Raw genomic sequence first — 21,124 nt, forward strand, 5'->3', positions numbered from 1 at the left:
TTAAATATAAATTTTTTGAAACTCGATTATACTTTTTTAAGAATTAAAACTCTCAACTAGTTCTTCAAGAGTTAAAAATCTCTCAACTTTCTCTTCATAAATAGCTTTTTTCTCTTCAAGCTCTTTTGAAAGTGCTACAATTCCAATTTTTTCATAACATTTTGGATCTGCTAAACAGCTGTTTAACTCTTCTATTTTAGCTTCAAGCTCTTCAAACTCATTTGGTAAACTATCATATTCTCTTTGATCTTTATATGATAATTTTGTCTGTTTTTTAGGTTCATTTACAACTTTTACAGATGTTTTCTCTTTTTCTAATTCAACTTCTAAATTATCCAGCTCTTTTAACTCTTTTTCAATTTGTAAATATTCACTATATGGTTGGAAACTCTCCATAATATGACCATTTCCAGTAAATACAAAAAGTTTTTTTGCAATTTTATCTACAAAATATCTATCATGTGATACAAATATTAAAGCACCTTGAAAGTTTTGTAAGTACTCTTCTAAAATATTAATTGTAGGAATATCTAAATCATTTGTAGGCTCATCTAAAATCATACAATCAACTCTTTTTGTAAAAAGTAGTGCAAGTGCAACTCTGTTTTTCTCCCCACCACTTAAAACACCAACTTTTTTATCTAAATACTCTTTTGGAAATAGGAAATTTTTTAAATATCCAAAAACATGCATATTTCTTCCATCATCTAAAACAACTCTATCTCCACCATTTGGGCAGAAAATTTCCATAATAGTTTTATCATCATCAAGCATATCTCTTTGTTGATCAAAATAACCTATTTGAAAATCACCTTTTTTAAAGCTTCCTTTATCAATTTTCATTTTTTCCATAAAAATTTTAAGCAGTGTTGATTTTCCGCTTCCATTTGGACCAACAATAGCAATAGTATCTTTTTGTAAGATTCTAGCAGTGAAATCTTTTATTAAATCCTTTTCACCTAAAGATTTATAAATATTATCAAGCTCATAAAGCATTTTTTTCTTATTTTGTTGTTTCTCTTCACTATTAAAAGATTTTTGCTCTCTTTGAAGCTCTATACTCATTTTTTTAATATATGCTGGATTTGATTTTGCTTTTTGTTTTAAATCAAAATATTCAGCTTTTCTTCTTTCGTTTCTTTTTCTTCTTGCCGTAACACCGTGTTGCATCCAGTGAGCTTCTTGTTTTACAAGTCTTAAAAGATTTTCATGCTCTTTTTGTAAATTTGATAAAATTTGCGCTTTTTGTTCTAAGTATGAAGAGTATCCACCATTAAATCTTCTTAATTCTCCACCATCAACTTCAACAACATTTGTAGCAATATTATCAATAAAATATCTATCGTGAGATATAAAAAGTAGGGTAAAGTTGTTTTTTAATAGTAACTCTTCTAAAAACTCAACCATGTAAACATCAAGGTGGTTTGTAGGCTCATCAAGAAGTAAAACATCTGGTTTTTTTAAAATCAAACCAGCTAAACTCACACGACGTTGCTCTCCACCGCTTAGTAAATTTACATCTTTGTGTTCATACTGTTTTAATTGAAATTCAATTAAAACTCTCTCAATCATATTGTCTAAATCCCAAGCATTATGAAAATCTATAAAAGATGCTAAATCACTCTGTCTTCTTAGTAAATTTTCATCTTCATAATTTGTCATTAGCTCATTTGTAATTTTTTCATACTCTAATTTTGCACTTTTAAGTTCAACTAATTGATTTTCAATAGCATCTCTTACACTCAAATTTGCTTTGAATTTTGGTTGTTGGTCTAGCATCTCTATTTTGATACTTCTATCTATCGCTATTTCACCGCTATCAGGTTCAACTGCTTTCATAATTATTTTGAAAAGCGTTGATTTTCCTTGTCCATTTTGACCAATAACTGCAACTCTTTGCCCAGCTTGAAGAGTGAAATTTGCATCTTTTAAAATAACTTTAATATCGTATTGTTTGGAAATATTTTGTAAGTCGATTAGTGCCATTATAAAAAAACCTTTTAAATTTAAAAGTATATAGTTTATCCAAAAAACCTTTTAATTAATTTAATATAAATATTAGAATATAATCCCAAAATGAATAGAGAGTTAGAAAAATTTTATGAACTAGTAGAAGCTTTTGAATCTTTACCAACTATTGGAAAAAAATCGGCTTTAAGACTTGCTTATCACATTGTAATGAATGACAACTATTGTGGAATAAAACTATCTCATAGTATAGAAAATGCATTAAAAAGTATTAAAAAATGTAAAAGATGTCAAAGTATGAGTGAAAATGAGATTTGCGAATATTGCTTAGATGAGAGTCGTGATAGTAGTAAATTGTGTATTGTACAAAGTGCAAAAGATATTTTTATTATTGAAGATTCAAAAGAGTTTGATGGAAGATATTTTGTAATTGATGAGCTTGAAATTGATTTAATAATTAAGCTTCAAGAGTATATAAAAAATAGTGGGGTAAAAAATATTTTATTTGCTATTACTCCATCTATTGCAAATGATGCTTTTATACTATATATTGAAGATAAATTAAAAGATTTTGATATAAGTTTTACAAAAATAGCTCAAGGTGTTCCTACTGGAGTTAGTTTAGAAAATGTAGATTTAATGTCTTTATCGAAAGCTATTCAAAGTCAAGTAGGAATATAAGATGGAGAAAAAAATAATTTGTCAAAAATGTACAAACTATTTTGTAACTTGGGAAGCAGGGAAACCTCATGGTTGTAAGGCTTATGGATTTAAGTCAAAGGCAATTCCTAGTATTGTTGTAAAAAATAGTAGTGGAGAAAATTGTAAGCTTTTTGTTGAAAAAAAATTTGAAAATAGGAGTTGATTTGTTATATAAAGATTTTAAAGAGGCTGTAAAAGTTGTTGGATTTACTTCAGTTGATGAGTTTATAAAATATGCAAAGTTAGACTCAAATGATGTATTAACTTGGGAAGCAAAAGATGAAATTCCATATTTTGTATCATTACTTTTACATATTTTAAAAGGTGATAAAGAGGTTTTACCATCAAGTTTAAGTTTACAAAGTATTGTTGAGGAGTGTTTACCTCTTGCTTCTTTACTTGAAGAGGCTTCATCTTTCCCTTCAAAACTTGAAGAGATGTTTTTATTGCAAAAACAGCTAAATGATAGTACAAATGGTAAAAATTGGGAGTTGGGTCTAAATAAATTTAATAAAGAGATAAATTGGCTTAGATGTATTCATATGGAAGTAGCTGAGCTAATTGATTCAACTCCTTGGAAGCACTGGAAAAATATCAATTCAGCTCCTGATATGAATAATATTCATGTTGAGCTTGTAGATATTTGGCACTTTTTAATGAGTTATATTTTACAAGAAACAAATGTTCCAAAAGCTGTATCTTTAGTAAATACACACTGTATTTATGAAGCAGCACAAAATATTGATGTAAATTTAATAATAAAAGAGTCTGAAAAACTTTCATATATAGCACTTGCTATTGAGACAAAAAATATGCCATCTTTTAGTGGAATAGAGAGATTCATTGAGCAGTTTTTTAGAGCTTGTAAAAGTGCTGGATTATCTTTTTCTTGGCTTCAAAAATTATATATTGGTAAAAATTGTTTAAATCAATTTAGACAAGATAATGGCTACAAAGAGGGAACGTATAAAAAAGTTTGGAATGGAAGCGAAGATAATGTTGTGATGGTTGAATTACTTAAAACAATAGAAGATGTAAGTTTTGATGAACTTTATGAACAATTAAAATTAAAATATAATCAAAATTAATTTATAAAAAGTAAAACTTATCTCCTTTTATTTAGGGTTTAGTTTTGCTTTTAAGCTTTTTGGAAGATGGGCAAATACCATAGAGCTATTTTTTATAAACTTATCATTTTTAAAAATAGCTATTTCTAAACTCATTTTTAAAGTATTAAAACTTAGAAGTTTTATTGTTTCATCTTTTTGTATAAATTCAAGATTTTTATCTTTTAAATCTACTATTTTCTTTTTTATCAAAATTAAATCCTAAAAAATATTTTTTAAATTCTACTAAAATAGTATTAAAATAAATTTCTTTTTTTATTTATATTTTTAAGAAAGAGATTTGTATAATCTTTAAAATTAGATATAAAAGGCTAAAAATGGAATATAGATATATTGGAAAAACAGGTCTTAGAGTAAGTTCTATTTGTATGGGAACTATGACTTTTGGAAGTAGTACATCAAAAGATGAAGCATTTAAGATATTGGATAAGGCTTATGATAGAGGAATAAATTTTTTTGATACGGCAGAACTATATCCTGTTAGTCCTAAAAAAGAGACTATTGGAAATACTGAAAAAATAGTAGGAGAGTGGCTTAAAACAAAGCCAAGAGATAGTGTAATACTAGCAACAAAAATTGCAGGAGCTGCTTCAGGTTGGTTTGTTCCACCTGTAAGACATGGTTTGACAGCAATTGATAGTTTTCATATAAAAAAAGCTATTGAAGATAGTTTAAGAAGACTTCAAACAGATTATATAGATCTTTATCAAATGCATTGGCCAGATACTATTGTTCCAATAGAGGAGAGTCTAAAAGCTTTTGATGCACTCGTAAAAGAGGGAAAAGTAAGATATATAGGAACTTCAAATGATAGTGCTTATGGGCTTACAAAAGCAAATGAAATAAGTAAATATAAAGGATATGCTAGATTTGAGTCTATTCAAAATAATTTCTCACTTTTAAATCCAAGATTTCATGATGAGTTAGCAAATGTTTGTAGGCTTGAAAACATATCTTTATTACCATATTCACCAATGGCGGGTGGAGTTTTAAGTGGAAAATATTGTGGTGGATTTTATCCAGAAGGTTCAAGATTTGAAACATATTTAAAAGAGAGTAATAAAAGAGTTCAAGCTATGGCACATAGATTTGTAAATGAAAGAACTCTAGAGGCTACTAAAAAATATTTAGAACTTGCAAAAGAGTATGAAGTAAGTCCTGTTACTTTAGCAATTTCTTATTCAAAGCATTTTGATTTTGTAGCTTCTACAATTGTAGGGGCAAGAAAAATAGAGCAACTTGATGACTCTTTTAAAGCTTTTGATTTTAAAATTTCAAATGAGTTATTAAAAAGAATTGAGATAATTCAAAAAGATATCTTATACCCTATGGGTTAAATTTAGATAAATTAGAACTTTTTTAGTAGTTTAGATTTTTTGATTAATCACTATCTTTGTTCTATTTTGATAAAATCACAACCTTATAAAAAAATGGAGCAAAAAATGTTTGGAATGGGAATAACTGAAATTCTTCTAATCGCAATAGTTGCAGTTATCGCATTAGGTCCCGAAAAACTGCCAGATGCTATGGTAAAAATAGCAAAAATGTTTAACAGTATTAAAAAAGGGATAAGCGATGCAAAAACAACTTTGGATAATGAGCTAAATATAGCAGAATTAAAAGAAGAGGCAAATAAATTTAAAGCTCAAATTGAAGATACAAAATCATCTTTAAGTATTGAAAATAAGTTTGATTTGGGTCTAGATGATATTTTAAAAGATGATTTAGAAGCTTCAAAAAATGATAATGAGGTTGAAAAAATTAAAGAAAAATTTGCAAAAGTAAATGAAGATAAAGCTCAAAAAAGTAAAGATGAAAAGTTCTCTTTAAAAAATAGTGAGGAAGTTAAATAATGTTTGATGATTTAAAACCCCATATAGCAGATCTTAGAAAGAGATTGGTTATTTCTAGTATTACTGTAGTTATTATGTTTTTTGCTTGTTTCTCTTTTTATGAACCTATTTTAGAGTGGATGATGGCTCCTGTTAAACACGCTCTTCCAGCTGGAACTTCTATGATAGCAGTTGAAATTCAAGAGACATTTTTTACAGCTATGAAAGTTGCATTTTTTGGAGGATTTATTATCTCTTTACCTGTAATTTTTTGGCAGTTATGGTTATTTTTGGCTCCTGGTTTGTACGACCATGAGAAAAAACTTGTTGTTCCTTTTGTATTTTTTGCAACTTTAATGTTTTTACTAGGAGCATCTTTTGCTTATTATATAGTTGTTCCTGTAGGATTTGATTTTTTAATCGCATTTGGTAATAGTGTTGTTAGTGTTTTACCTAGTATTGGAAAATATGTTGGATTTTTTACAAAACTTTTGATTGGTTTTGGTATTGCATTTGAATTACCTGTTATTACATTTTTCCTTGCAAAAATTGGTCTTGTAAATGATCAAATGCTTAAAGATTTTTTTAGATATGCTGTTGTTTTAATCTTTATTGTTGCTGCAGTTTTAACTCCACCAGATGTTATTAGCCAAGTTTTAATGGCTGCTCCTTTGTTGATTCTTTATGGAGTATCTATTTATATAGCAAAAGTATTTAATCCAGCGCAAAAAGAAGAAGAGGAAGAAGAGTAGTTTGATAGATGTTTTAAAAACTTCAAGTTACGATTTTAATCTTCCTGCAAGTCAAATTGCTACTTTTCCCGTAAATCCTCCTAGTAGTGCAAAAATGCTAGTTTATAATAGAGAGAAAAATGAGATTTTTCACTCTACTTTCGAGAATATTTTAGAGTTTTTACCGCAAGATTTAACAATATTTTTAAATGATACAAAAGTTATAAAAGCTAGAATATTTGGACAAAAATCTACAGGTGCTAAATTAGAACTTCTTTTAAATAAACCTCTTTTTATGGATAGATATTTAGTTATGATAAAAGGAAAAGTAAAAATTGGTACTAAAATATTTTTTGATGAAAATCTAATAGCAGAGGTTTTAGAATTAAATGAAGATGGTACAAGAGTTGTAGTATTTTTTAAAGATGAAAATAGTAAGAAAAGAGTTGATTTTTTATCTTTGGTTGAGATTTTAAATAAAATTGGACATATTCCACTTCCTCCATATATGCAAAGAGATGATAAAAAAGAGGATGAAGTAAATTATCAAACACTTTTTGCAAAAAATTATGGAGCAGTTGCTGCTCCAACTGCATCGTTACATTTTACAAAAGAGTTATTAGAAGAAATTGAGAAGAAATATGGTTTAAATTATCTTACACTTCATGTGGGAGCAGGTACATTTAAACCTGTAGATGTTGAAGATATTTTATCTCATCCAATGCATAGTGAATATTTTGAAATAGGAATTGATGCAAAAAAGAGTTTAGATAATGCGAAAAAAGTATTAGCAGTTGGTACTACGGTTACTAGAACTATTGAATATTATTCAAGAACAAACAAAATTCAAGGTGAGTGTGATCTGTTTTTAAATCCTATGAATAAACCTATAAAAGTTGATTATTTACTTACAAATTTTCATCTTCCAAAATCTACTTTGATTATGCTTGTTGCTTCTTTTATTGGATTAGAAAAAACTTTAGAGCTTTATAATATTGCTATAAAAGAGAATTATAGATTCTACTCTTATGGTGATGGAATGTTAATTATATAAAGGATATTAAAATTACTATGGCATATTATATTTTATTTGATACTGAAACAACAGGTGCTTCACAAGAAGATAGAGTTATTCAATTTGGAAGCTTAATTGTAGATCAAAAAGGACAGATTGAAGCTTTTGATGAACTTTGTAGTAGTGATATTCCAATAAAACTTGAAGCTATGGAAATTCACAATATTACACCAAATTTACTAGAAAATAAGCCAAAAGCTATTGATACAAAATTTTATAAAAGATTAGAAGAATTAAATAGTAGTGAAAATTTTTTAATAGCACACAATATAAATTTTGATTTAGATATGATAAAAAAAGAGGGTTTTATTAATAATTTTCAATTAATAGATACTTTAAGATGCGCTAGACATCTTTATAGCGAACTTCCATATCATAGATTACAATATCTAAGATACGCTTTGGAACTTTTCAAACAAGAAGAGAGTGAAGCAAAAAAATATAATATTACAATAAAAGCTCATGATGCAATAGGTGATGTATTGGTTATGAAGCTATTCTTATCAAAACTTGTAGCAAAAGTAAAAGAAATTTTTCCAGATGAAAATCCTATGAAAAAATTAGTGGAATTAACTTCTACTCCAGTATTTGTACAAACTTTTAAATTTGGGAAATATAAAGGTGAAAATATAGAAGATGTTGCTAAAAAAGATGCAAACTATTTAAACTGGATGATTAAAAATATGGAACTTGATGAAGATATGCAATATACTTTAGATATGGTTTTAAAAAATTAAATATTAATAAAAAAATAATTAATTAAGCTTTTTATACTCTCAGTCTAAATTTGATAAAATAAAAACTCAAATTTTAAAATCAAAAATAGGATATTAATGGAGTTAGTAGTTTTAGCTATTGTAATAGCGATTTTATTTATTATAGGAAAAAATTATAAAACAGAAGAGTTTAAAAATATTAATCTAAAACAAAAAGAGATTTTTAGAGGTGATTTATTAAACCATGAAGCAGGGCTTTTGGTTGCACTTATGGCAAAAGTTGCAAAAGCTGATGGAAAAGTAGGAGAGCTTGAAGCTGAGATTATAAAACATACATTTACAGATATTTCAACTCATTTTCAAAACTCACAAGAAGTTCGAGAAAATCTAAAAAAATTATATGATCAAGAGAAAGATAGCTTTGAAAATCTTATTACTGTTTGTGAAAGATTATATATTTTAACAAAAACAGATTACTCTAAAAGATTAAAATATATGGAGTATTTATTAAATCTCTCTTTTATTGATGGTGATTTTTCAAAACAAGAACAAGAGATAACTGAAGATATTGCTCAAGCTTTAAAAATTGAACAAAAAGATTATGTAAATCTTATATCAAATTTTGAGAATTTTTATAAACATAGAGCAAATGAAAAAGCACTGTCACTAGAAAAAGCTTATAATATTTTAGAATCAAATCCAAATGATGATGATTCAACTTTAAAGAAAAATTACAGAAATTTAGTTAAAAAATATCATCCAGATATTATTACAGGGCAGGGTGCTTCTCAAAATATTATTGATGAAGCTACAACAAAACTTCAAGAGATAAATGAAGCTTATGAAATTATTAAAAAACAAAGAGGTATTTAATGGCAAGAAATTTTCCTCACTCATTTATTGTTTGTGATTGTAAGCAGGTAAGTCTTGGCGAAATAATACATGCAATTAAAGAAAAAGGTGCTAAAACACTTGAAGATTTAGAAGATTTAACAGATGCTGGAAGTTCATGTGGCTGTTGTAAGTGTGGTGAAACTGATATTGGTGAGCAAAAAATGGAACTATATTTAGATGAGATTTTAAAAAAGTTTAATAAAGAGTAAGAATTGATAGATATAAAAGAAGAGTTAATAAGAGAGATAAAAGAGCTTTTAAAAACAGATGAAAATGAGAATATAGATATAAATCCAAACTACTTAAACTACTTTGATGAAGATGAACTAAAAGATATTGTATTTAGATTAATAGAAAAAAAAGTTGAACAAAAAGAGGGAAATTCGGCTTATTTAGATGAGATTTATCAAAAAACAAAGAAAGATGATATATAATCTTAAACTAAGGTTTAAAAATGAATAAAATAAAAAATATTAAGCAAAATTTAATTAGTTTTTTAAAAGAAGAAGTTTTAAAAACTGGATTAAAAAAAGTTACTTTAGGACTTTCAGGTGGACTTGATTCTGCTGTTGTAGCAGTTTTATGCAAAGAAGTGTTCGATGATAATTTAAACTGCGTTTTGATGCCATCACAATACTCATCAAAATCATCTGTTGAAGATGCGATAGAGCTTTGTAAAAAGTTTGATATAAAGCATGAGATTGTTTCAATTGAACCAATGTTAAGCGCATATCTAAAAAATATGGACGAAAATAGCCTTAGAATTGGAAATTTTAGTGCAAGATTAAGAATGTCAGTTTTATATGATATTAGTGCAAGAGAAAACTCTTTGGTAGTTGGAACTTCAAATAAGAGTGAATTACTTTTAGGGTATGGAACTATTTTTGGTGATTTAGCTTGTGCAATTAATCCAATAGGAGATATTTATAAAAGTGATCTGTTTGAGTTAGCAAAATATTTAGGTGTGAACGATAGTATAGTAAAAAAGGCACCTAGCGCTGATTTTTATGAAGGTCAAAGTGATGAGGCTGATTTGGGATATAGTTATTCTAAAATAGACTCTTTATTAAAGAAGATGATAGATGAAAAGAGAAGTAAAGATGAGCTTTTGGCTCTTGGTTTTGAAGATGAATTTATAGAGACAATAAAAAAAAGAGTAAAGATAAATGAGTTCAAAAGAAGATTGCCAATAGTTGCTAAAATATAGAAATTGAGGTAAAGATGAGAAATATTGCAATATATAAAGCAACTTTAGATAACGAAGAGATTGATCAGTTAAAGTCAGTTCTTCAAGCTAAAGATGATTTATCAAAAGTTTTAGAGTTTGAAGAGAAGATGGTTAAATATATTGGAGCAAAGTATGCTATTGCAACGGCAACTTCAACAGCAGCTCTTCATTTAGCTCTTAGTTCTATGAGATTAAAAAGAGGTGATAAGGTTTTAATGTCTGTAAACTCTTTTGTAAACTTACCAGAGACTGTAAGACATTTTGATGCAGAACCTATATTTGTGGATATAAATTTAGAGGATATGAATTTAGATATTGAGAAGTTTGAAGAGACAATTATTGCAAATAAATCGAAAAAATTAAGAGCAGCGATTATTACTTTTATTGGTGGACTTGCTCCAAATTTAGACAAAATTTATGAAATAGGTAAAAAATATAATATTTTAATTATTGAAGATTGTAGAGCTGCATTAGGAACTACATATAAGGGAAAAAAAGTTGGAAATTTAGGTGCTGATATGACAATCTTTTCAACAAATCCATCTCCATCTAGGTATGCAATTAGTCGTTCAGGAGTTTTAGTTACAAATAATGAAGAGTTAGCAACTAGAGCAAAACTTTTAAGAAACCATGCAATTACAACAGCATATGATAGTTATGGAAACTTAGATTATGTTTATGATGTAGATGATATTGGGCATAAATTTGATATTTCTGAACTTGATGCTGCTTATGCAATAGCTCAGCTAAAAAAAACGGATAGCTTTATAAAAAGAAGACAAGAGATAGCAAAACTATATGAAGATAGATTAAAAGATATAAAACATATTACTATATTGCCTCATAAAGATGAACATATATACACTCAATTTATAATAAAAATATCTAGAAATAGAGATGCTTTTGCGAGGGCTTTAAAAGAAAAAGGTGTTTCTACAGCTTTAAATTATATTCCTCTTCATCTTTTGACTTATTATAAAAATAAATATTCTATAAAAATAACAGCATTTCCTAATGCTTTAAATAATTACCAACAAATTTTATCTTTACCTATATATGCTGGGCTTACAAATGAAGAGGTAAATTATGTTTGTGACCAAGTTGTGCAAATTGCACAAGAGTGGATTTGAAATTTTGAAGCAAAAAATTATTTTTTGGATTGAAGATTATCTCTTTTTTCCAAATTCTTTCCAAAAAATATTATCTTATTTACTTTTACCTTTTAGCTTTTTGTACATTTTTATTATTTTTATCAAAAGAGTTACTTCATCAAAAGTTGATTTTGGTATTCCTATAATATCTATTGGGAATTTAACAGTTGGAGGAAGTGGGAAAACACCAATTACAATTGAATTAGCAAAAAATATTAAAGATGTTTGCATCATTTTAAGAGGTTATGGAAGAGCTTCAAAAGGACTTTTTGTAGTTAGTTTATATGGTGAAATAAAAGTTGATGTAAATATAAGTGGTGACGAAGCTATGCTTTTAGCTACATCTTTGAAAAATGCAACAGTAATAGTTAGTGAAGATAGAGTTTTGGGTATAAATAAAGCTAAAGAGTTAGGCTGTAAAGTTATTTTTTTAGATGATGGATTTTCAAAATACAATATTAAAAAATTTGATATTTTATTAAAACCAAAAGATGAACCAACAAATAACTTTTGTATTCCAAGCGGAGCCTATAGAGAGCCAAAGAGTTTTTATAAAAAAGCAAATTTAGTTTTAAAAGAAGGTATTGATTTTAAAAGAGAGGTAGAGATAAAAAAAGATGGTGAGAAATCAAAACTTCCAGAAAAAACTATTCTTTTAACTGCAATTTCAAAACCAAAAAGGCTTTTAGAATTTTTACCAAAAAATATAGAGACTATCTTTTTTGAAGATCATCACACTTTCACAAAAGATGATATAGATACTATTTTAAAAAAATACAAAGATTTTGGAATTGTTACAACACAAAAAGATTTTGTTAAACTAGAGCAGTTCGATTTAAATAATCTTTATATTATGGATTTAAAAATTAAAATATCTGAAAAATTGGATTTGAAAGAATTAAATAGTTACTTAAATGCAAATGGCTAATATTTATTAAATTTTGATATAATCGCAAAAATTTATAAATCAAGGGATTATATTGAAACAAAAACCTCTAATATCTTATTTTTACAGCTTTTTTGCTGTTTGGTTTGTAGCTTCAGTGTTACTATTTTTATATGGTGGCTTTTTTGCACTTTACCAAGGTACCATTTTATCTGTTTTGGAGCTTAGTTTATCTTTTGATAATGCAGTTGTAAATGCTACTATTTTGGCAACAATGGCTCTTGTTTGGAGAAGAAGATTTCTTCTTTGGGGTATGATTATTGCAGTATTTGGGGTTAGATTTGTATTTCCTATTTTAATAGTATATTTTTCAACATCTATGGGATTTATTGATTCTTTTGAATTAGCTATTAAAAATCCTCAAGAGTATGAAAAAATTATTCAAAGTTCTCACCACGTAATTATGTCTTTTGGTGGAATGTTCCTATTAATGTTATTTTTAAAATTCATTTTTGATGAAAACAAAGATACTCACTGGGTTAAATACATAGAATCTTTTGCTACAAAATTATCAAAAGTAGGTGATATTAAAGCTCTATTTATAATGTTTTTAATGCTTGTAATTACATATGTTGCTCCAAATGAAGTAGTTATGGGAGAGCAATTAGTAACTGTAAATAAATTAGAAATTTTAGTTCCAATGATTATTGGTGTGATTGCTTTTTATCTTTTAGAGCTTTTGAAGGGTGTTATAGAACTTAAAACAGATTCTAATGATTCTAAAGTTACAGAATTAAGTGGAGGATTTATATCTTTTATGTATCTTGAGGTAATTGATATGAGTTTCTCTTTAGATGGAGTTTTAGGAGCATTTGCTATTACTCAAAATGTTGTGATAATTATGTTAGGACTTGGTATTGGTGCAATGGCAGTAAGAAGTCTTACTATCTTTATGGTTGAAAGAGAGGTTGTTTCAAAATATATATATCTTGAGCATGGTGCTATGTGGTCAATTGGGCTTTTAGCTTTATCTATGATAGTTCAAATTTTCCATCATTTACCACCTATGTTGATTACAACTTTCGCAATAGTACCAATTGGTTTGGCTTTTATTCACTCTATTTATAAAAATAGAAAATTCTTAATTGATCCAAAATAGTAATTTTTTGGGATAATTTCCCAAAAATTACTAATTACTTTTTTATAATAACCATCTCTAAAGAGCTTTTTTGAATTACTAATGCTTTTTTATCAGGAACAACAGACAAATTATCTGCTTTTTGAGCCTTTTTTTTGTATGTTGAAATTATACTTTCAAGTTCTTCTATTTTATCATTTAATTTTAATATAATATCAACGCCAGCTAAATTAACACCTATCTCTTTTGTGAGTGTTAAAACATATTTTATGTGATTAATATCTTTTTGCGAGTATAGCCTTATTTTACCATTAGTTCTAGATGGTTTTATTAGCCCCTCTCTTTCATATTGTCTTAAAGTTTGTGGATGTACTCCTAAAATATCAGCAACTACTGATATTAAATAAACTGGTTCAATATAGCTATTTTTTTCCATAAAAAACTCCTACTAACTATCTTTTAACTCTTTTTCAAGAAGTGTACGAAGCTCGCTACTTAAATCTTCAACTTTTGGCAAAATAATATTTGCTTTAAGATATAAATCACCTCTTACTTTTGTTTTTCTATTTAAAACACCAAGCTCTTTTACTCTAAACTTTTGATTTTGTTTTGTATTTTGTGGAACTTTTAGAGTTATATCTTTGTGAATAGTTTTAATATCAACTTTACCACCAAATAGAGCTGTTTTTAATGGTAAATCAAAATATTTTATAAGATTATCAAACTCTCTTTCATATTCATTGCTAGGAGAGATATTTATCTTTAAAATTAAATCTCCTCTTTGTCCTTGATATGATTTTCCTTTTCCTTTTGCTCTTATTCTTTGACCATCTTCAATTCCTTCTGGAATTTTTATATCAAATGAATCATTATTTAAAGAGATATTTCTTTTCCCACCTAAAACTGCAACTTCAAAAGGTATTGTAATTTGTGCATTTGTATCTAAATCTGGAGCATCAAATCCAAATCCGCTACCAAAATTACTTCTTCCAAATCCAGCGGCACCACCACCAAACATCTGTCTTAAAATCTCATCTAAATCAACTCCACCGCCTTGATTTCTAGCAAAATCACTAAAATTTTGCCCACCAAACATAGAGTCTCCATATTGGTCATATTGCTGTTTTTTTTGTGGATCACTTAAAACTTCATAAGCCGCATTTATCTCTTTAAATTTCTCTTCAGCTTTTGGATCTTTATTTACATCTGGATGATATTTTCTTGCTAGTTTCCTGTAAGCTTTTTTTATCTCATCTGCTGATGCATTTTCACTTACTTCTAATGTTTCATATAAACTTTTTGCCATTTTTCAAATCCTATATTATTAAAATTTTTAAATTATTAGGACTTTATTATATCACAAACCTTGAGTCAAAGTCAATCAAGTTTGATAGGAATTTTTATTTTAAACTCTGCCCCTTCATACTTTTTATGATTGTGTACAAATTTCTTATTTTGAACAGTTATTTCACCGCCCATGCTAGAATTTATAATTTTTCTAGTCATATAAAGACCAAGACCAGTACCTTGATATTTATGTTTTGTAGTAAAATATGGTTCAAATATTTTATTTAAAATATCTTTTTCGATACCTTTTGCATTGTCTAAAATCGAAATTTCTATAAAATTATCAAGTTTTTTTGTTTTTATTTTTATTAAACCATTTTCATCATCTTTTAGATTTAAAACTATAGCATCTTTTGCATTGTTTAAAATATTTATAAATGCTTGAGAAAATTCATTTGCTAAACTATTTATAAAAATACCTTCTTCTAATTCTAAAATAATATCAATATTAAAATTTTTGAAAAAACTATCTACCAAAGAGATACTATTTTTGATATTTTCATTTACATTAAAAAAGCTTTTCTCTTTATCTGTTTTTAAAAAATCATTAAATGTATCGATAGTATCAGACAAATGATTTGTTGTTCTTAAAATAAGAGATAATGACTCACTTAATGTAGAACTGCATAACTCTCCAATATCATTTTTTAATTTAAGATTTGAAGATGACATAGAGATAATATTTAAAGGTTGTCTCCATTGATGAGCAATATTTCCAAGCATTTCACCCATAGCAGCCAGTTTTGTCTGTTCTGCCATAAGATTCTCTTTTCTTTTTAAATCTTCTATATCTACAATAGTTACAATTTTAAATATTTGGTTGTTTAAACTTGTATCTTTAATGTTTATAATAGCATTAAATTCACTTCCATCTTCTCTTATTAAATTAGTTTCAAATGGCTCTTTTTCATTTAGAATATCTCTGTTTTTATTATGTATTAAATCATTAAAACTTTTATTTATTAACTCATATTTCATCTGTTTATTAAATAGTTCAATTGCTATTTTATTACAATCAACAACACTATTATCTTTAAAAATAATTATAGCTTCCATAGTAGTATCTAAAATAAGTCTTAATTCTTCATTCTTTTCACTTAAACTTTTTTTTGCAATTTCAAGTTTATAGTTTATTTCACTTAAAAAAGTTATATCGTATATATATAAAATAACTAAACCTTCTTCCAAGTCTAATGGAGTTATAGTAATGCTTTGTTGCATTTGATTAAATACTCTATCAGAGATATTATTTATCTCTATATTTATTAAAAAATCATCTGTTTGTGGAGTATAAAATGTTGGAGAGTTTAGTTTTAAAGCTGTTATTATCTTTCTTTTTAATTTTTTTTCATCAATATTTGAATAAAAATCTAAAATATTTTTATCAATAATACTATTTGCTTCTATACCAGTTCTAGTCTCTAACCATCTATTCCAGAAAAATACTTTTAACTCTTTGTTTAATACAATAATCCCATTATCTACAGTATTACAAATAATATCAAATTTATTTTTTGCAGGATTACTCATAGTTCATCCAATATCTTATTTAATTTATCTTTTATAAATAAAATTGAGTTATCTGTTGTTAAAATAAATAGTTCACCATGAATATTTAAGTCATCAAACTCCAATTTTGTAGATATTATTATAACTTTTTCATAGTTACTTATAAATATATTGTTTAATTGATTGATTGAATTTATAGTTTTTATTGTTGGAGCAGAAAAAGAGACGCTAGTTTCTATATTTTCTGCTAATTTACTTATAGTTGAAGATGATAAAATATTTGTAATTTCTAAAGTTATATCGCTAATATCTTCATTTGAAATTTGATCATCACTAAAACTAAATTTAATAGACATATTTGTAGCAGATTTTTTATCTATTATAAACATATTTTCACCACTTAAAGGACCATTTATTTGCTGTGATGCTACAAAGTGTTCATCTTTAAAATTCAACTCTTTTGCTAAATAATCTTTTAAATCTACAGCATTTATTATTTGAATAGTTGGAATACTAAGTTTTGCAAAAGCGTCAAATATCTCAGTAATTGCAGCAGTTGCACTTCCATAAGCTACATTCATAAGCTCTTGAAGGCAATCTTTTTCATCTTCTGTTAATTCTATATTACTCATTTTTTACCTTTTAAGAGATTATACTATTTAAAATTTGTTCCATTTTCTTCAAATCTATTGGTTTTTTTACAAAATTTAGTGCACCAAGCTCTCTAACTTTATCCATAGCTTGTTTTTGTATATCAGCAGATATTACAACTACTTTTGCATTTTCATTAAACTCTTTTATTTGTTTTAAAGCTTCAAATCCATCCATTACAGGCATTGTTAAATCCATAAAAACTATATTCGGATTGTGCTCTTTATATAAATCAACACTCTCTTGACCATTTTGAGCTTCTAAAACTTCATAATTTTTATCATTCAAAGCATCTTGAAGTGTTTTTATTACCATTTTTCTAGCCATTTTAGAATCATCTGTTACTAAAATTTTCATAAACTACCTTTTAAAAATAATTCTATATTTTATCTACTTAAATTTAAAATATACTTTGATTTTTTTTGATATACTATTTTCATGAAAAAATATGATTATGTAATTGTTGGAAGTGGAATAGTTGGATGTTCTTTAGCTTATTTTTTAAAAAAATATTCTAATAACATTTTGCTTATTGATAAAAATAGTGATGTTTGTTTGGGTGCAAGTGGAGCTGCTGGAGCTTTTTTATCGCCTCTTTTAGGTATTGATAATAGTTTTAAAACTTTAGTAACAAATGCTTTAAAGTTTTCAACAAAGTTTTATGAAGAGAATTTTCCACAAAGTTTTGTAAAATCTGGAACAATAAGAATTCCAAAAAATAAAGAAGATGAAGATAAATTTAATAATTATATACCTTATATGAATTTTCCTTTTGAAAAAAAAGATAATGGCTATTATTTTGAAATAGGAAGTACTGTAAAACCTGAAATTTTATGTAAAGAGCTTAGTAGTGGTATTGAAAAATTATTTAATTATGATGTTAAAACAATTCATCAAAGCGAAAATTATTGGATTTTAAATGGTGAGATTAAAGCAAATAAGCTATTTTTATGTACAGGTGCAAATATTTCATTAATTAATGAAGATTATTTTAAATTAAGAGCAGTTTGGGGTCAAAAAATTGATATTTTAACTACTACAAAAGTATTGTATAACTATCATAAAGAGTGTTCAATCTCTAAAAGTGTTAAAGAAAATGAAAAATATAGAAGTTCAATAGGTGCGACACATAATAGATTTGATCAAGATATGAGTGATAGCTCTTACAATTTGAATTTAAAAGATATAAATTTTATATCTCACAATGAAAAAACTTTAAAAATAATGAATAATGATACAAAAAAGCTTTTAGAAAAAGCAAATGATATTTTGGAACTTGAAAATGTAGAAGTTGTAGATATAAAAATAGGAGCTAGAGCTTCAAGTATTGATTATTTTCCAATGGTTGGAAATTTGATTGATAGTAAAAATAGTTTTAAATCTTATCCACATATAAAAAATGGGGCTTTTATCAAAGATGAGCAGTTGATTTTGTATGAAAATTTATATACTTTAAATGGTGTTGGTGGAAGAGGTTTTGTTTTAGCTCCATATTTAGCTAATATTTTGTCTGAATTTGTAGTAAATAGTGTAAAAATGCCAAAAGATGTTTTAAATTATAGATTATTTAAAAGATGGGCAAAGAAAGAGGGTAAGCGTCTATGAAGAATATTTTCAAAGTAGTTTTATTATTTGTTGTTGGATTTGGATTTTTAATATATCTTACGATTCCTAGTAATATAAAAGAGGATAAAAATCAAAAAGAGTTAGAATTCAAAAATCTACCTGCTTTTTTTGATGTAGTAAATGGAAATAACTATACAAAAAAAGATGATTTTTTCAAGAAATTTCCATTATATTTGATAGTTTTAAATCATGATTCTTTGGCAGTTTTTAGTGAATTGCATAAGAAAAATATAAATGAAAATATAGTTTTAGTAGCAAATATATCAAATACACCTTGGCTTATTAAACAAATAGCAGTAAATGGTGAACTTGAAAAGATATTTAAAGATTCAAAAATTAATTTGATAAATGATTCAAGTGGTAGTTTTTCTAATAGTTTAGATATAAATAATAACTCACAAAATGGATATTTTGTATATAAAGTTTTCGAGGATGGAAAAATAACTAAGATTTTTCAAAATAGTGTAAAAAAGGGTGCATTACAAAATGGAATAGCTAAAGAAGAAATAGAAACTGAATTAGAAAATTTTATAAAAGAGTTTAATAAATATAATATAAATTGAATTAAAACAAGTGGTAGCCCTAGCCAGAGTCGAACTGGCACTCCAATGGAACACGATTTTGAATCGTACGCGTCTACCAATTCCGCCATAGAGCCACATATTTTAAAATAAGTCTTAATATTAAATAAAGTAAATTATAAATATAAAAAAAGAAAGGAGAGTTTATTTTAAATAAAAATAAACTCTCTTAATAAGTTTTAAAACTTACTTAGCAACAGCCTCTTTAAGAGCTTTTCCAACTTTAAATTTAGCAACTGTTGTAGCAGCAACTTTTACAGTTTTATCAGTTCCTGGAACTCTAGCTTCTCTAGCTGCTCTAGCTGCTGTTGAGAATGTACCAAACCCAATAAAGCTTACAGAATCTTTTTTAACTAAAGCTTCAGTAATAGTATCTAATACTGCATCAACAGCACCTTTTGCATCTTTTTTAGATAAACCAGCTTTTGCAGCAACCGCATCAATAAATTCCGCTTTGTTCATAATAACTCCTCGTATAAAATAAATTGCGAAAACTTTATTATAGTTAAACTTTAAGTTTCCTAAAATTTTTACAATTTTTTATTAAATTTTATAAAAAATCATCTAAAAGTGCTTTTTTTAGTAAAATAGTGACCTTTTCGGTGTTAAATGAGCTACTGTGCTAGATTTGTGCAAAACTGTAAATTCATATTGTCCAGGAATGTAGTTTTTGCATTTCTATCTTTTTTGATATATTTTGTGTAGGTATTAAGAGTTATTACTAAGCTTTTATGACCTAGCATTTGAGAAACCCAAAGAGGATTTTCCATATTAGACAGCATATTACTTGCAAAAGTATGTCTAGTTTGATGTAATCCTCTTTTTTCGAGTTTTAATCTTCTTAGGACATCATACCATTTGTATTGTAAATCACCAGAGCCATAGAATACTTTATTTTTTGTATTTAAAAATACATATTCACCTAAACCAGTTAGTTTTCTTTGTTCTTTTAAAAATACTTCGCATTGAGAAATCATATCAATAGTTCTTACACTACTTTTTGTTTTAGGTTTTTTTGTATATCCTCTTGTTCTTTGTGTTTCAATAGTGATACTTTTATTTTCAAAATCAATATCTTTCCATTTTAAAGCCAAAATCTCACCAGCTCTCATACCAGTGAAAAAAGCTACTCCTAAAATGTTTTTAAACACTCCTCTTTCACAGTTCAAAATTCTAGTCATTTCTTCTAGTGTAAAAGGTTTTATCTCGTAATCACTCTTTACTGTTGGTAGAGTAACTACAAATGGACTTGTTTTTATATATCCTTCTATAATCGCATTTTCAAATGCTGGTTTTAATATAGCTGATACACAAATTGTTAATGAGCTTTTAAATTCCATCTCTTCATACCATTGCTTTAAAAACATAGGTGTTATTTCTTGAGGATATTTTTTATCAAATTTTGGTAAAATATTTTTCTCAAGATGATTATAATAATTATGCATAGATGTAGGTTCCAAGGTTTTCTCTTTTTCTCTTAGAACCTCTTCGCAAAAATCAATAACTGTTTTGCCTTTTGTATTAACATCAAATTTTTTATAGAACTCATCTCTTTTATGGTGATTTTCTAAGAGTTTGCGGTTTTCTTTTGTATCTTTTAAGCCGCTGCTCTTTCTAACCCCATTCAAATAGATGTATAATATTCCGTTTCTGTTGTAGAGTTTCATTTGGTTTTTTCCTTTCTGAACTCTTCAATAGCACCACTTACAAATATAATTTTACTAGCATTATTCTTTAATTCTCTATGGTAGTGATAACCTTCTTTAAAAATCCCTTCACTTATATATCGTGTAATTGTACTATTTGAAACATTGAGATATTTTATAACTCCATCTCTTTTAGTTAAATCATATTTTGGCTTTATGTGTTGCTTTAGTTCAGTAACTTCTTTTTTTAAATCTTGCATTTCTTCAAGCATTTTTGGTATTAGTTTTAATACTTCAAAATCAACTGCACTCATAT

Annotated in this window: 27 protein-coding genes and 1 tRNA gene; 17 read left to right on the plus strand and 11 right to left on the minus strand. The window is 26.7% G+C overall.

What is annotated here, in order from left to right:
* Positions 1–36: 36 nt before the first annotated feature.
* Entirely contained in the window at positions 37–1,986 is a 1,950-nt protein-coding gene (gene abc-f, locus AC5LG6_RS10270; protein ID WP_498586491.1) for a ribosomal protection-like ABC-F family protein, read from the minus strand.
* Between the two features lie 90 nt (positions 1,987–2,076).
* Between abc-f and recR the strand changes: the two genes are divergently transcribed.
* From recR to AC5LG6_RS10285, 3 genes are read left to right on the plus strand one after another with little or no spacing between them, the layout of a single operon-like run.
* On the plus strand, positions 2,077–2,649 hold the full coding sequence (recR, locus tag AC5LG6_RS10275; protein WP_066222826.1) for a recombination mediator RecR: 573 nt from the start codon (positions 2,077–2,079) through the stop codon (positions 2,647–2,649).
* Between the two features lies 1 nt (position 2,650).
* Positions 2,651–2,833 (plus strand): uracil-DNA glycosylase, encoded by a 183-nt coding sequence (locus tag AC5LG6_RS10280; RefSeq protein WP_066154426.1) that lies wholly within the window; start codon positions 2,651–2,653, stop codon positions 2,831–2,833.
* 1 nt (position 2,834) lies between these two features.
* Positions 2,835–3,758 (plus strand): dUTP diphosphatase, encoded by a 924-nt coding sequence (locus tag AC5LG6_RS10285; RefSeq protein ID WP_066222829.1) that lies wholly within the window; start codon positions 2,835–2,837, stop codon positions 3,756–3,758.
* Positions 3,759–3,785: 27 nt separating this feature from the next.
* Here AC5LG6_RS10285 and AC5LG6_RS10290 read toward each other — a convergent pair whose 3' ends face one another.
* The gene (locus AC5LG6_RS10290; RefSeq protein ID WP_066166216.1) at positions 3,786–3,989 is read right to left on the minus strand and encodes a malate dehydrogenase; all 204 of its coding nucleotides are present in this window, start codon (positions 3,987–3,989) and stop codon (positions 3,786–3,788) included.
* Between the two features lie 125 nt (positions 3,990–4,114).
* Between AC5LG6_RS10290 and AC5LG6_RS10295 the strand changes: the two genes are divergently transcribed.
* The 12 genes from AC5LG6_RS10295 to AC5LG6_RS10350 all read left to right on the plus strand — a co-directional run bounded on the left by AC5LG6_RS10295 (position 4,115) and on the right by AC5LG6_RS10350 (position 13,469).
* Entirely contained in the window at positions 4,115–5,134 is a 1,020-nt protein-coding gene (locus AC5LG6_RS10295) for an aldo/keto reductase (protein ID WP_498586492.1), read from the plus strand.
* Positions 5,135–5,200: 66 nt separating this feature from the next.
* Complete coding sequence (gene tatB, locus AC5LG6_RS10300) at positions 5,201–5,650, plus strand: Sec-independent protein translocase protein TatB (protein ID WP_228280906.1); 450 nt, start codon at positions 5,201–5,203, stop codon at positions 5,648–5,650.
* Positions 5,650–6,381, plus strand: a complete 732-nt coding sequence (gene tatC / locus AC5LG6_RS10305) for a twin-arginine translocase subunit TatC (RefSeq protein ID WP_066154442.1) — start codon at positions 5,650–5,652, stop codon at positions 6,379–6,381. Before tatB ends, tatC begins: the two co-directional genes overlap by 1 nt.
* A gap of 1 nt (position 6,382) precedes the next feature.
* The gene (queA, locus tag AC5LG6_RS10310) at positions 6,383–7,414 is read left to right on the plus strand and encodes a tRNA preQ1(34) S-adenosylmethionine ribosyltransferase-isomerase QueA (RefSeq protein ID WP_498586493.1); all 1,032 of its coding nucleotides are present in this window, start codon (positions 6,383–6,385) and stop codon (positions 7,412–7,414) included.
* A 17-nt stretch (positions 7,415–7,431) separates the two neighbouring features.
* Positions 7,432–8,172 carry an exonuclease domain-containing protein gene (locus AC5LG6_RS10315; protein ID WP_498586494.1) on the plus strand — a complete coding sequence of 247 codons (741 nt, stop codon included), beginning with the start codon at positions 7,432–7,434 and terminating at the stop codon, positions 8,170–8,172.
* A gap of 96 nt (positions 8,173–8,268) precedes the next feature.
* The gene (locus AC5LG6_RS10320) at positions 8,269–9,024 is read left to right on the plus strand and encodes a TerB family tellurite resistance protein (RefSeq protein ID WP_498586496.1); all 756 of its coding nucleotides are present in this window, start codon (positions 8,269–8,271) and stop codon (positions 9,022–9,024) included.
* Positions 9,024–9,254 (plus strand): (2Fe-2S)-binding protein, encoded by a 231-nt coding sequence (locus AC5LG6_RS10325; protein WP_066359973.1) that lies wholly within the window; start codon positions 9,024–9,026, stop codon positions 9,252–9,254. The genes AC5LG6_RS10320 and AC5LG6_RS10325 overlap by 1 nt, the downstream gene beginning before the upstream one ends.
* Before the next feature lie 3 nt (positions 9,255–9,257).
* The gene (locus tag AC5LG6_RS10330; protein ID WP_181403271.1) at positions 9,258–9,479 is read left to right on the plus strand and encodes a hypothetical protein; all 222 of its coding nucleotides are present in this window, start codon (positions 9,258–9,260) and stop codon (positions 9,477–9,479) included.
* A gap of 20 nt (positions 9,480–9,499) precedes the next feature.
* Positions 9,500–10,252, plus strand: a complete 753-nt coding sequence (locus tag AC5LG6_RS10335; RefSeq protein WP_498586498.1) for an NAD+ synthase — start codon at positions 9,500–9,502, stop codon at positions 10,250–10,252.
* 14 nt (positions 10,253–10,266) lie between these two features.
* Entirely contained in the window at positions 10,267–11,403 is a 1,137-nt protein-coding gene (locus AC5LG6_RS10340) for a DegT/DnrJ/EryC1/StrS family aminotransferase (RefSeq protein ID WP_148624928.1), read from the plus strand.
* 4 nt (positions 11,404–11,407) lie between these two features.
* On the plus strand, positions 11,408–12,352 hold the full coding sequence (locus AC5LG6_RS10345) for a tetraacyldisaccharide 4'-kinase (protein ID WP_498586499.1): 945 nt from the start codon (positions 11,408–11,410) through the stop codon (positions 12,350–12,352).
* A gap of 52 nt (positions 12,353–12,404) precedes the next feature.
* Positions 12,405–13,469 (plus strand): DUF475 domain-containing protein, encoded by a 1,065-nt coding sequence (locus AC5LG6_RS10350; protein WP_260874865.1) that lies wholly within the window; start codon positions 12,405–12,407, stop codon positions 13,467–13,469.
* 34 nt (positions 13,470–13,503) lie between these two features.
* Here the strand turns inward: AC5LG6_RS10350 and AC5LG6_RS10355 are convergent, their stop codons facing one another.
* The 5 genes from AC5LG6_RS10355 to AC5LG6_RS10375 form a co-directional block, all read right to left on the minus strand.
* A complete protein-coding gene (locus AC5LG6_RS10355; protein WP_066222860.1) occupies positions 13,504–13,884 on the minus strand; it encodes a heat shock protein transcriptional repressor HspR in 381 nt (126 codons plus the stop codon).
* Between the two features lie 12 nt (positions 13,885–13,896).
* Positions 13,897–14,754, minus strand: a complete 858-nt coding sequence (locus AC5LG6_RS10360) for a DnaJ C-terminal domain-containing protein (RefSeq protein ID WP_498586500.1) — start codon at positions 14,752–14,754, stop codon at positions 13,897–13,899.
* Between the two features lie 71 nt (positions 14,755–14,825).
* A complete protein-coding gene (locus AC5LG6_RS10365; RefSeq protein ID WP_498586502.1) occupies positions 14,826–16,325 on the minus strand; it encodes a PAS domain-containing sensor histidine kinase in 1,500 nt (499 codons plus the stop codon).
* Positions 16,322–16,936 (minus strand): chemotaxis protein CheX, encoded by a 615-nt coding sequence (locus tag AC5LG6_RS10370; protein ID WP_498586503.1) that lies wholly within the window; start codon positions 16,934–16,936, stop codon positions 16,322–16,324. The genes AC5LG6_RS10365 and AC5LG6_RS10370 overlap by 4 nt, the downstream gene beginning before the upstream one ends.
* 10 nt (positions 16,937–16,946) lie before the next feature.
* Positions 16,947–17,312 carry a response regulator gene (locus AC5LG6_RS10375; RefSeq protein WP_066359962.1) on the minus strand — a complete coding sequence of 122 codons (366 nt, stop codon included), beginning with the start codon at positions 17,310–17,312 and terminating at the stop codon, positions 16,947–16,949.
* A gap of 81 nt (positions 17,313–17,393) precedes the next feature.
* Between AC5LG6_RS10375 and AC5LG6_RS10380 the strand changes: the two genes are divergently transcribed.
* Together AC5LG6_RS10380 and AC5LG6_RS10385 are read left to right on the plus strand one after the other, a co-directional pair.
* Complete coding sequence (locus AC5LG6_RS10380; protein ID WP_498586504.1) at positions 17,394–18,560, plus strand: FAD-dependent oxidoreductase; 1,167 nt, start codon at positions 17,394–17,396, stop codon at positions 18,558–18,560.
* Positions 18,557–19,144 carry a hypothetical protein gene (locus AC5LG6_RS10385; RefSeq protein ID WP_498586506.1) on the plus strand — a complete coding sequence of 196 codons (588 nt, stop codon included), beginning with the start codon at positions 18,557–18,559 and terminating at the stop codon, positions 19,142–19,144. The genes AC5LG6_RS10380 and AC5LG6_RS10385 overlap by 4 nt, the downstream gene beginning before the upstream one ends.
* Before the next feature lie 11 nt (positions 19,145–19,155).
* Here the strand turns inward: AC5LG6_RS10385 and AC5LG6_RS10390 are convergent.
* The 4 genes from AC5LG6_RS10390 to AC5LG6_RS10405 form a co-directional block, all read right to left on the minus strand.
* Positions 19,156–19,239, minus strand: a tRNA-Leu gene (locus AC5LG6_RS10390).
* A gap of 109 nt (positions 19,240–19,348) precedes the next feature.
* Positions 19,349–19,624: an HU family DNA-binding protein gene (locus tag AC5LG6_RS10395; protein WP_066154492.1), complete on the minus strand. Its 276-nt coding sequence runs from the start codon at positions 19,622–19,624 to the stop codon at positions 19,349–19,351.
* Positions 19,625–19,776: 152 nt separating this feature from the next.
* Entirely contained in the window at positions 19,777–20,829 is a 1,053-nt protein-coding gene (locus tag AC5LG6_RS10400; RefSeq protein ID WP_498586507.1) for a site-specific integrase, read from the minus strand.
* On the minus strand, positions 20,826–21,122 hold the full coding sequence (locus AC5LG6_RS10405) for a hypothetical protein (RefSeq protein WP_498586508.1): 297 nt from the start codon (positions 21,120–21,122) through the stop codon (positions 20,826–20,828). Before AC5LG6_RS10405 ends, AC5LG6_RS10400 begins: the two co-directional genes overlap by 4 nt.
* Positions 21,123–21,124 lie beyond the last annotated feature (2 nt).

This window comes from Arcobacter thermotolerans (assembly GCF_983172305.1).

Excerpts from the sequence above, each read along its gene's own strand:
- abc-f (WP_498586491.1), bottom strand. The coding sequence starts at position 1,986 with ATGGCACTAATCGACTTACAAAATATTTCCAAACAATACGATATTAAA.
- recR (WP_066222826.1), top strand. The coding sequence starts at position 2,077 with ATGAATAGAGAGTTAGAAAAATTTTATGAACTAGTAGAAGCTTTTGAA.
- AC5LG6_RS10280 (WP_066154426.1), top strand. The coding sequence starts at position 2,651 with ATGGAGAAAAAAATAATTTGTCAAAAATGTACAAACTATTTTGTAACT.
- AC5LG6_RS10295 (WP_498586492.1), top strand. The coding sequence starts at position 4,115 with ATGGAATATAGATATATTGGAAAAACAGGTCTTAGAGTAAGTTCTATT.
- tatC (WP_066154442.1), top strand. The coding sequence starts at position 5,650 with ATGTTTGATGATTTAAAACCCCATATAGCAGATCTTAGAAAGAGATTG.
- AC5LG6_RS10315 (WP_498586494.1), top strand. The coding sequence starts at position 7,432 with ATGGCATATTATATTTTATTTGATACTGAAACAACAGGTGCTTCACAA.
- AC5LG6_RS10320 (WP_498586496.1), top strand. The coding sequence starts at position 8,269 with ATGGAGTTAGTAGTTTTAGCTATTGTAATAGCGATTTTATTTATTATA.
- AC5LG6_RS10325 (WP_066359973.1), top strand. The coding sequence starts at position 9,024 with ATGGCAAGAAATTTTCCTCACTCATTTATTGTTTGTGATTGTAAGCAG.
- AC5LG6_RS10335 (WP_498586498.1), top strand. The coding sequence starts at position 9,500 with ATGAATAAAATAAAAAATATTAAGCAAAATTTAATTAGTTTTTTAAAA.
- AC5LG6_RS10340 (WP_148624928.1), top strand. The coding sequence starts at position 10,267 with ATGAGAAATATTGCAATATATAAAGCAACTTTAGATAACGAAGAGATT.
- AC5LG6_RS10355 (WP_066222860.1), bottom strand. The coding sequence starts at position 13,884 with ATGGAAAAAAATAGCTATATTGAACCAGTTTATTTAATATCAGTAGTT.
- AC5LG6_RS10360 (WP_498586500.1), bottom strand. The coding sequence starts at position 14,754 with ATGGCAAAAAGTTTATATGAAACATTAGAAGTAAGTGAAAATGCATCA.
- AC5LG6_RS10365 (WP_498586502.1), bottom strand. The coding sequence starts at position 16,325 with ATGAGTAATCCTGCAAAAAATAAATTTGATATTATTTGTAATACTGTA.
- AC5LG6_RS10370 (WP_498586503.1), bottom strand. The coding sequence starts at position 16,936 with ATGAGTAATATAGAATTAACAGAAGATGAAAAAGATTGCCTTCAAGAG.
- AC5LG6_RS10375 (WP_066359962.1), bottom strand. The coding sequence starts at position 17,312 with ATGAAAATTTTAGTAACAGATGATTCTAAAATGGCTAGAAAAATGGTA.
- AC5LG6_RS10380 (WP_498586504.1), top strand. The coding sequence starts at position 17,394 with ATGAAAAAATATGATTATGTAATTGTTGGAAGTGGAATAGTTGGATGT.
- AC5LG6_RS10385 (WP_498586506.1), top strand. The coding sequence starts at position 18,557 with ATGAAGAATATTTTCAAAGTAGTTTTATTATTTGTTGTTGGATTTGGA.
- AC5LG6_RS10395 (WP_066154492.1), bottom strand. The coding sequence starts at position 19,624 with ATGAACAAAGCGGAATTTATTGATGCGGTTGCTGCAAAAGCTGGTTTA.
- AC5LG6_RS10400 (WP_498586507.1), bottom strand. The coding sequence starts at position 20,829 with ATGAAACTCTACAACAGAAACGGAATATTATACATCTATTTGAATGGG.
- AC5LG6_RS10405 (WP_498586508.1), bottom strand. The coding sequence starts at position 21,122 with ATGAGTGCAGTTGATTTTGAAGTATTAAAACTAATACCAAAAATGCTT.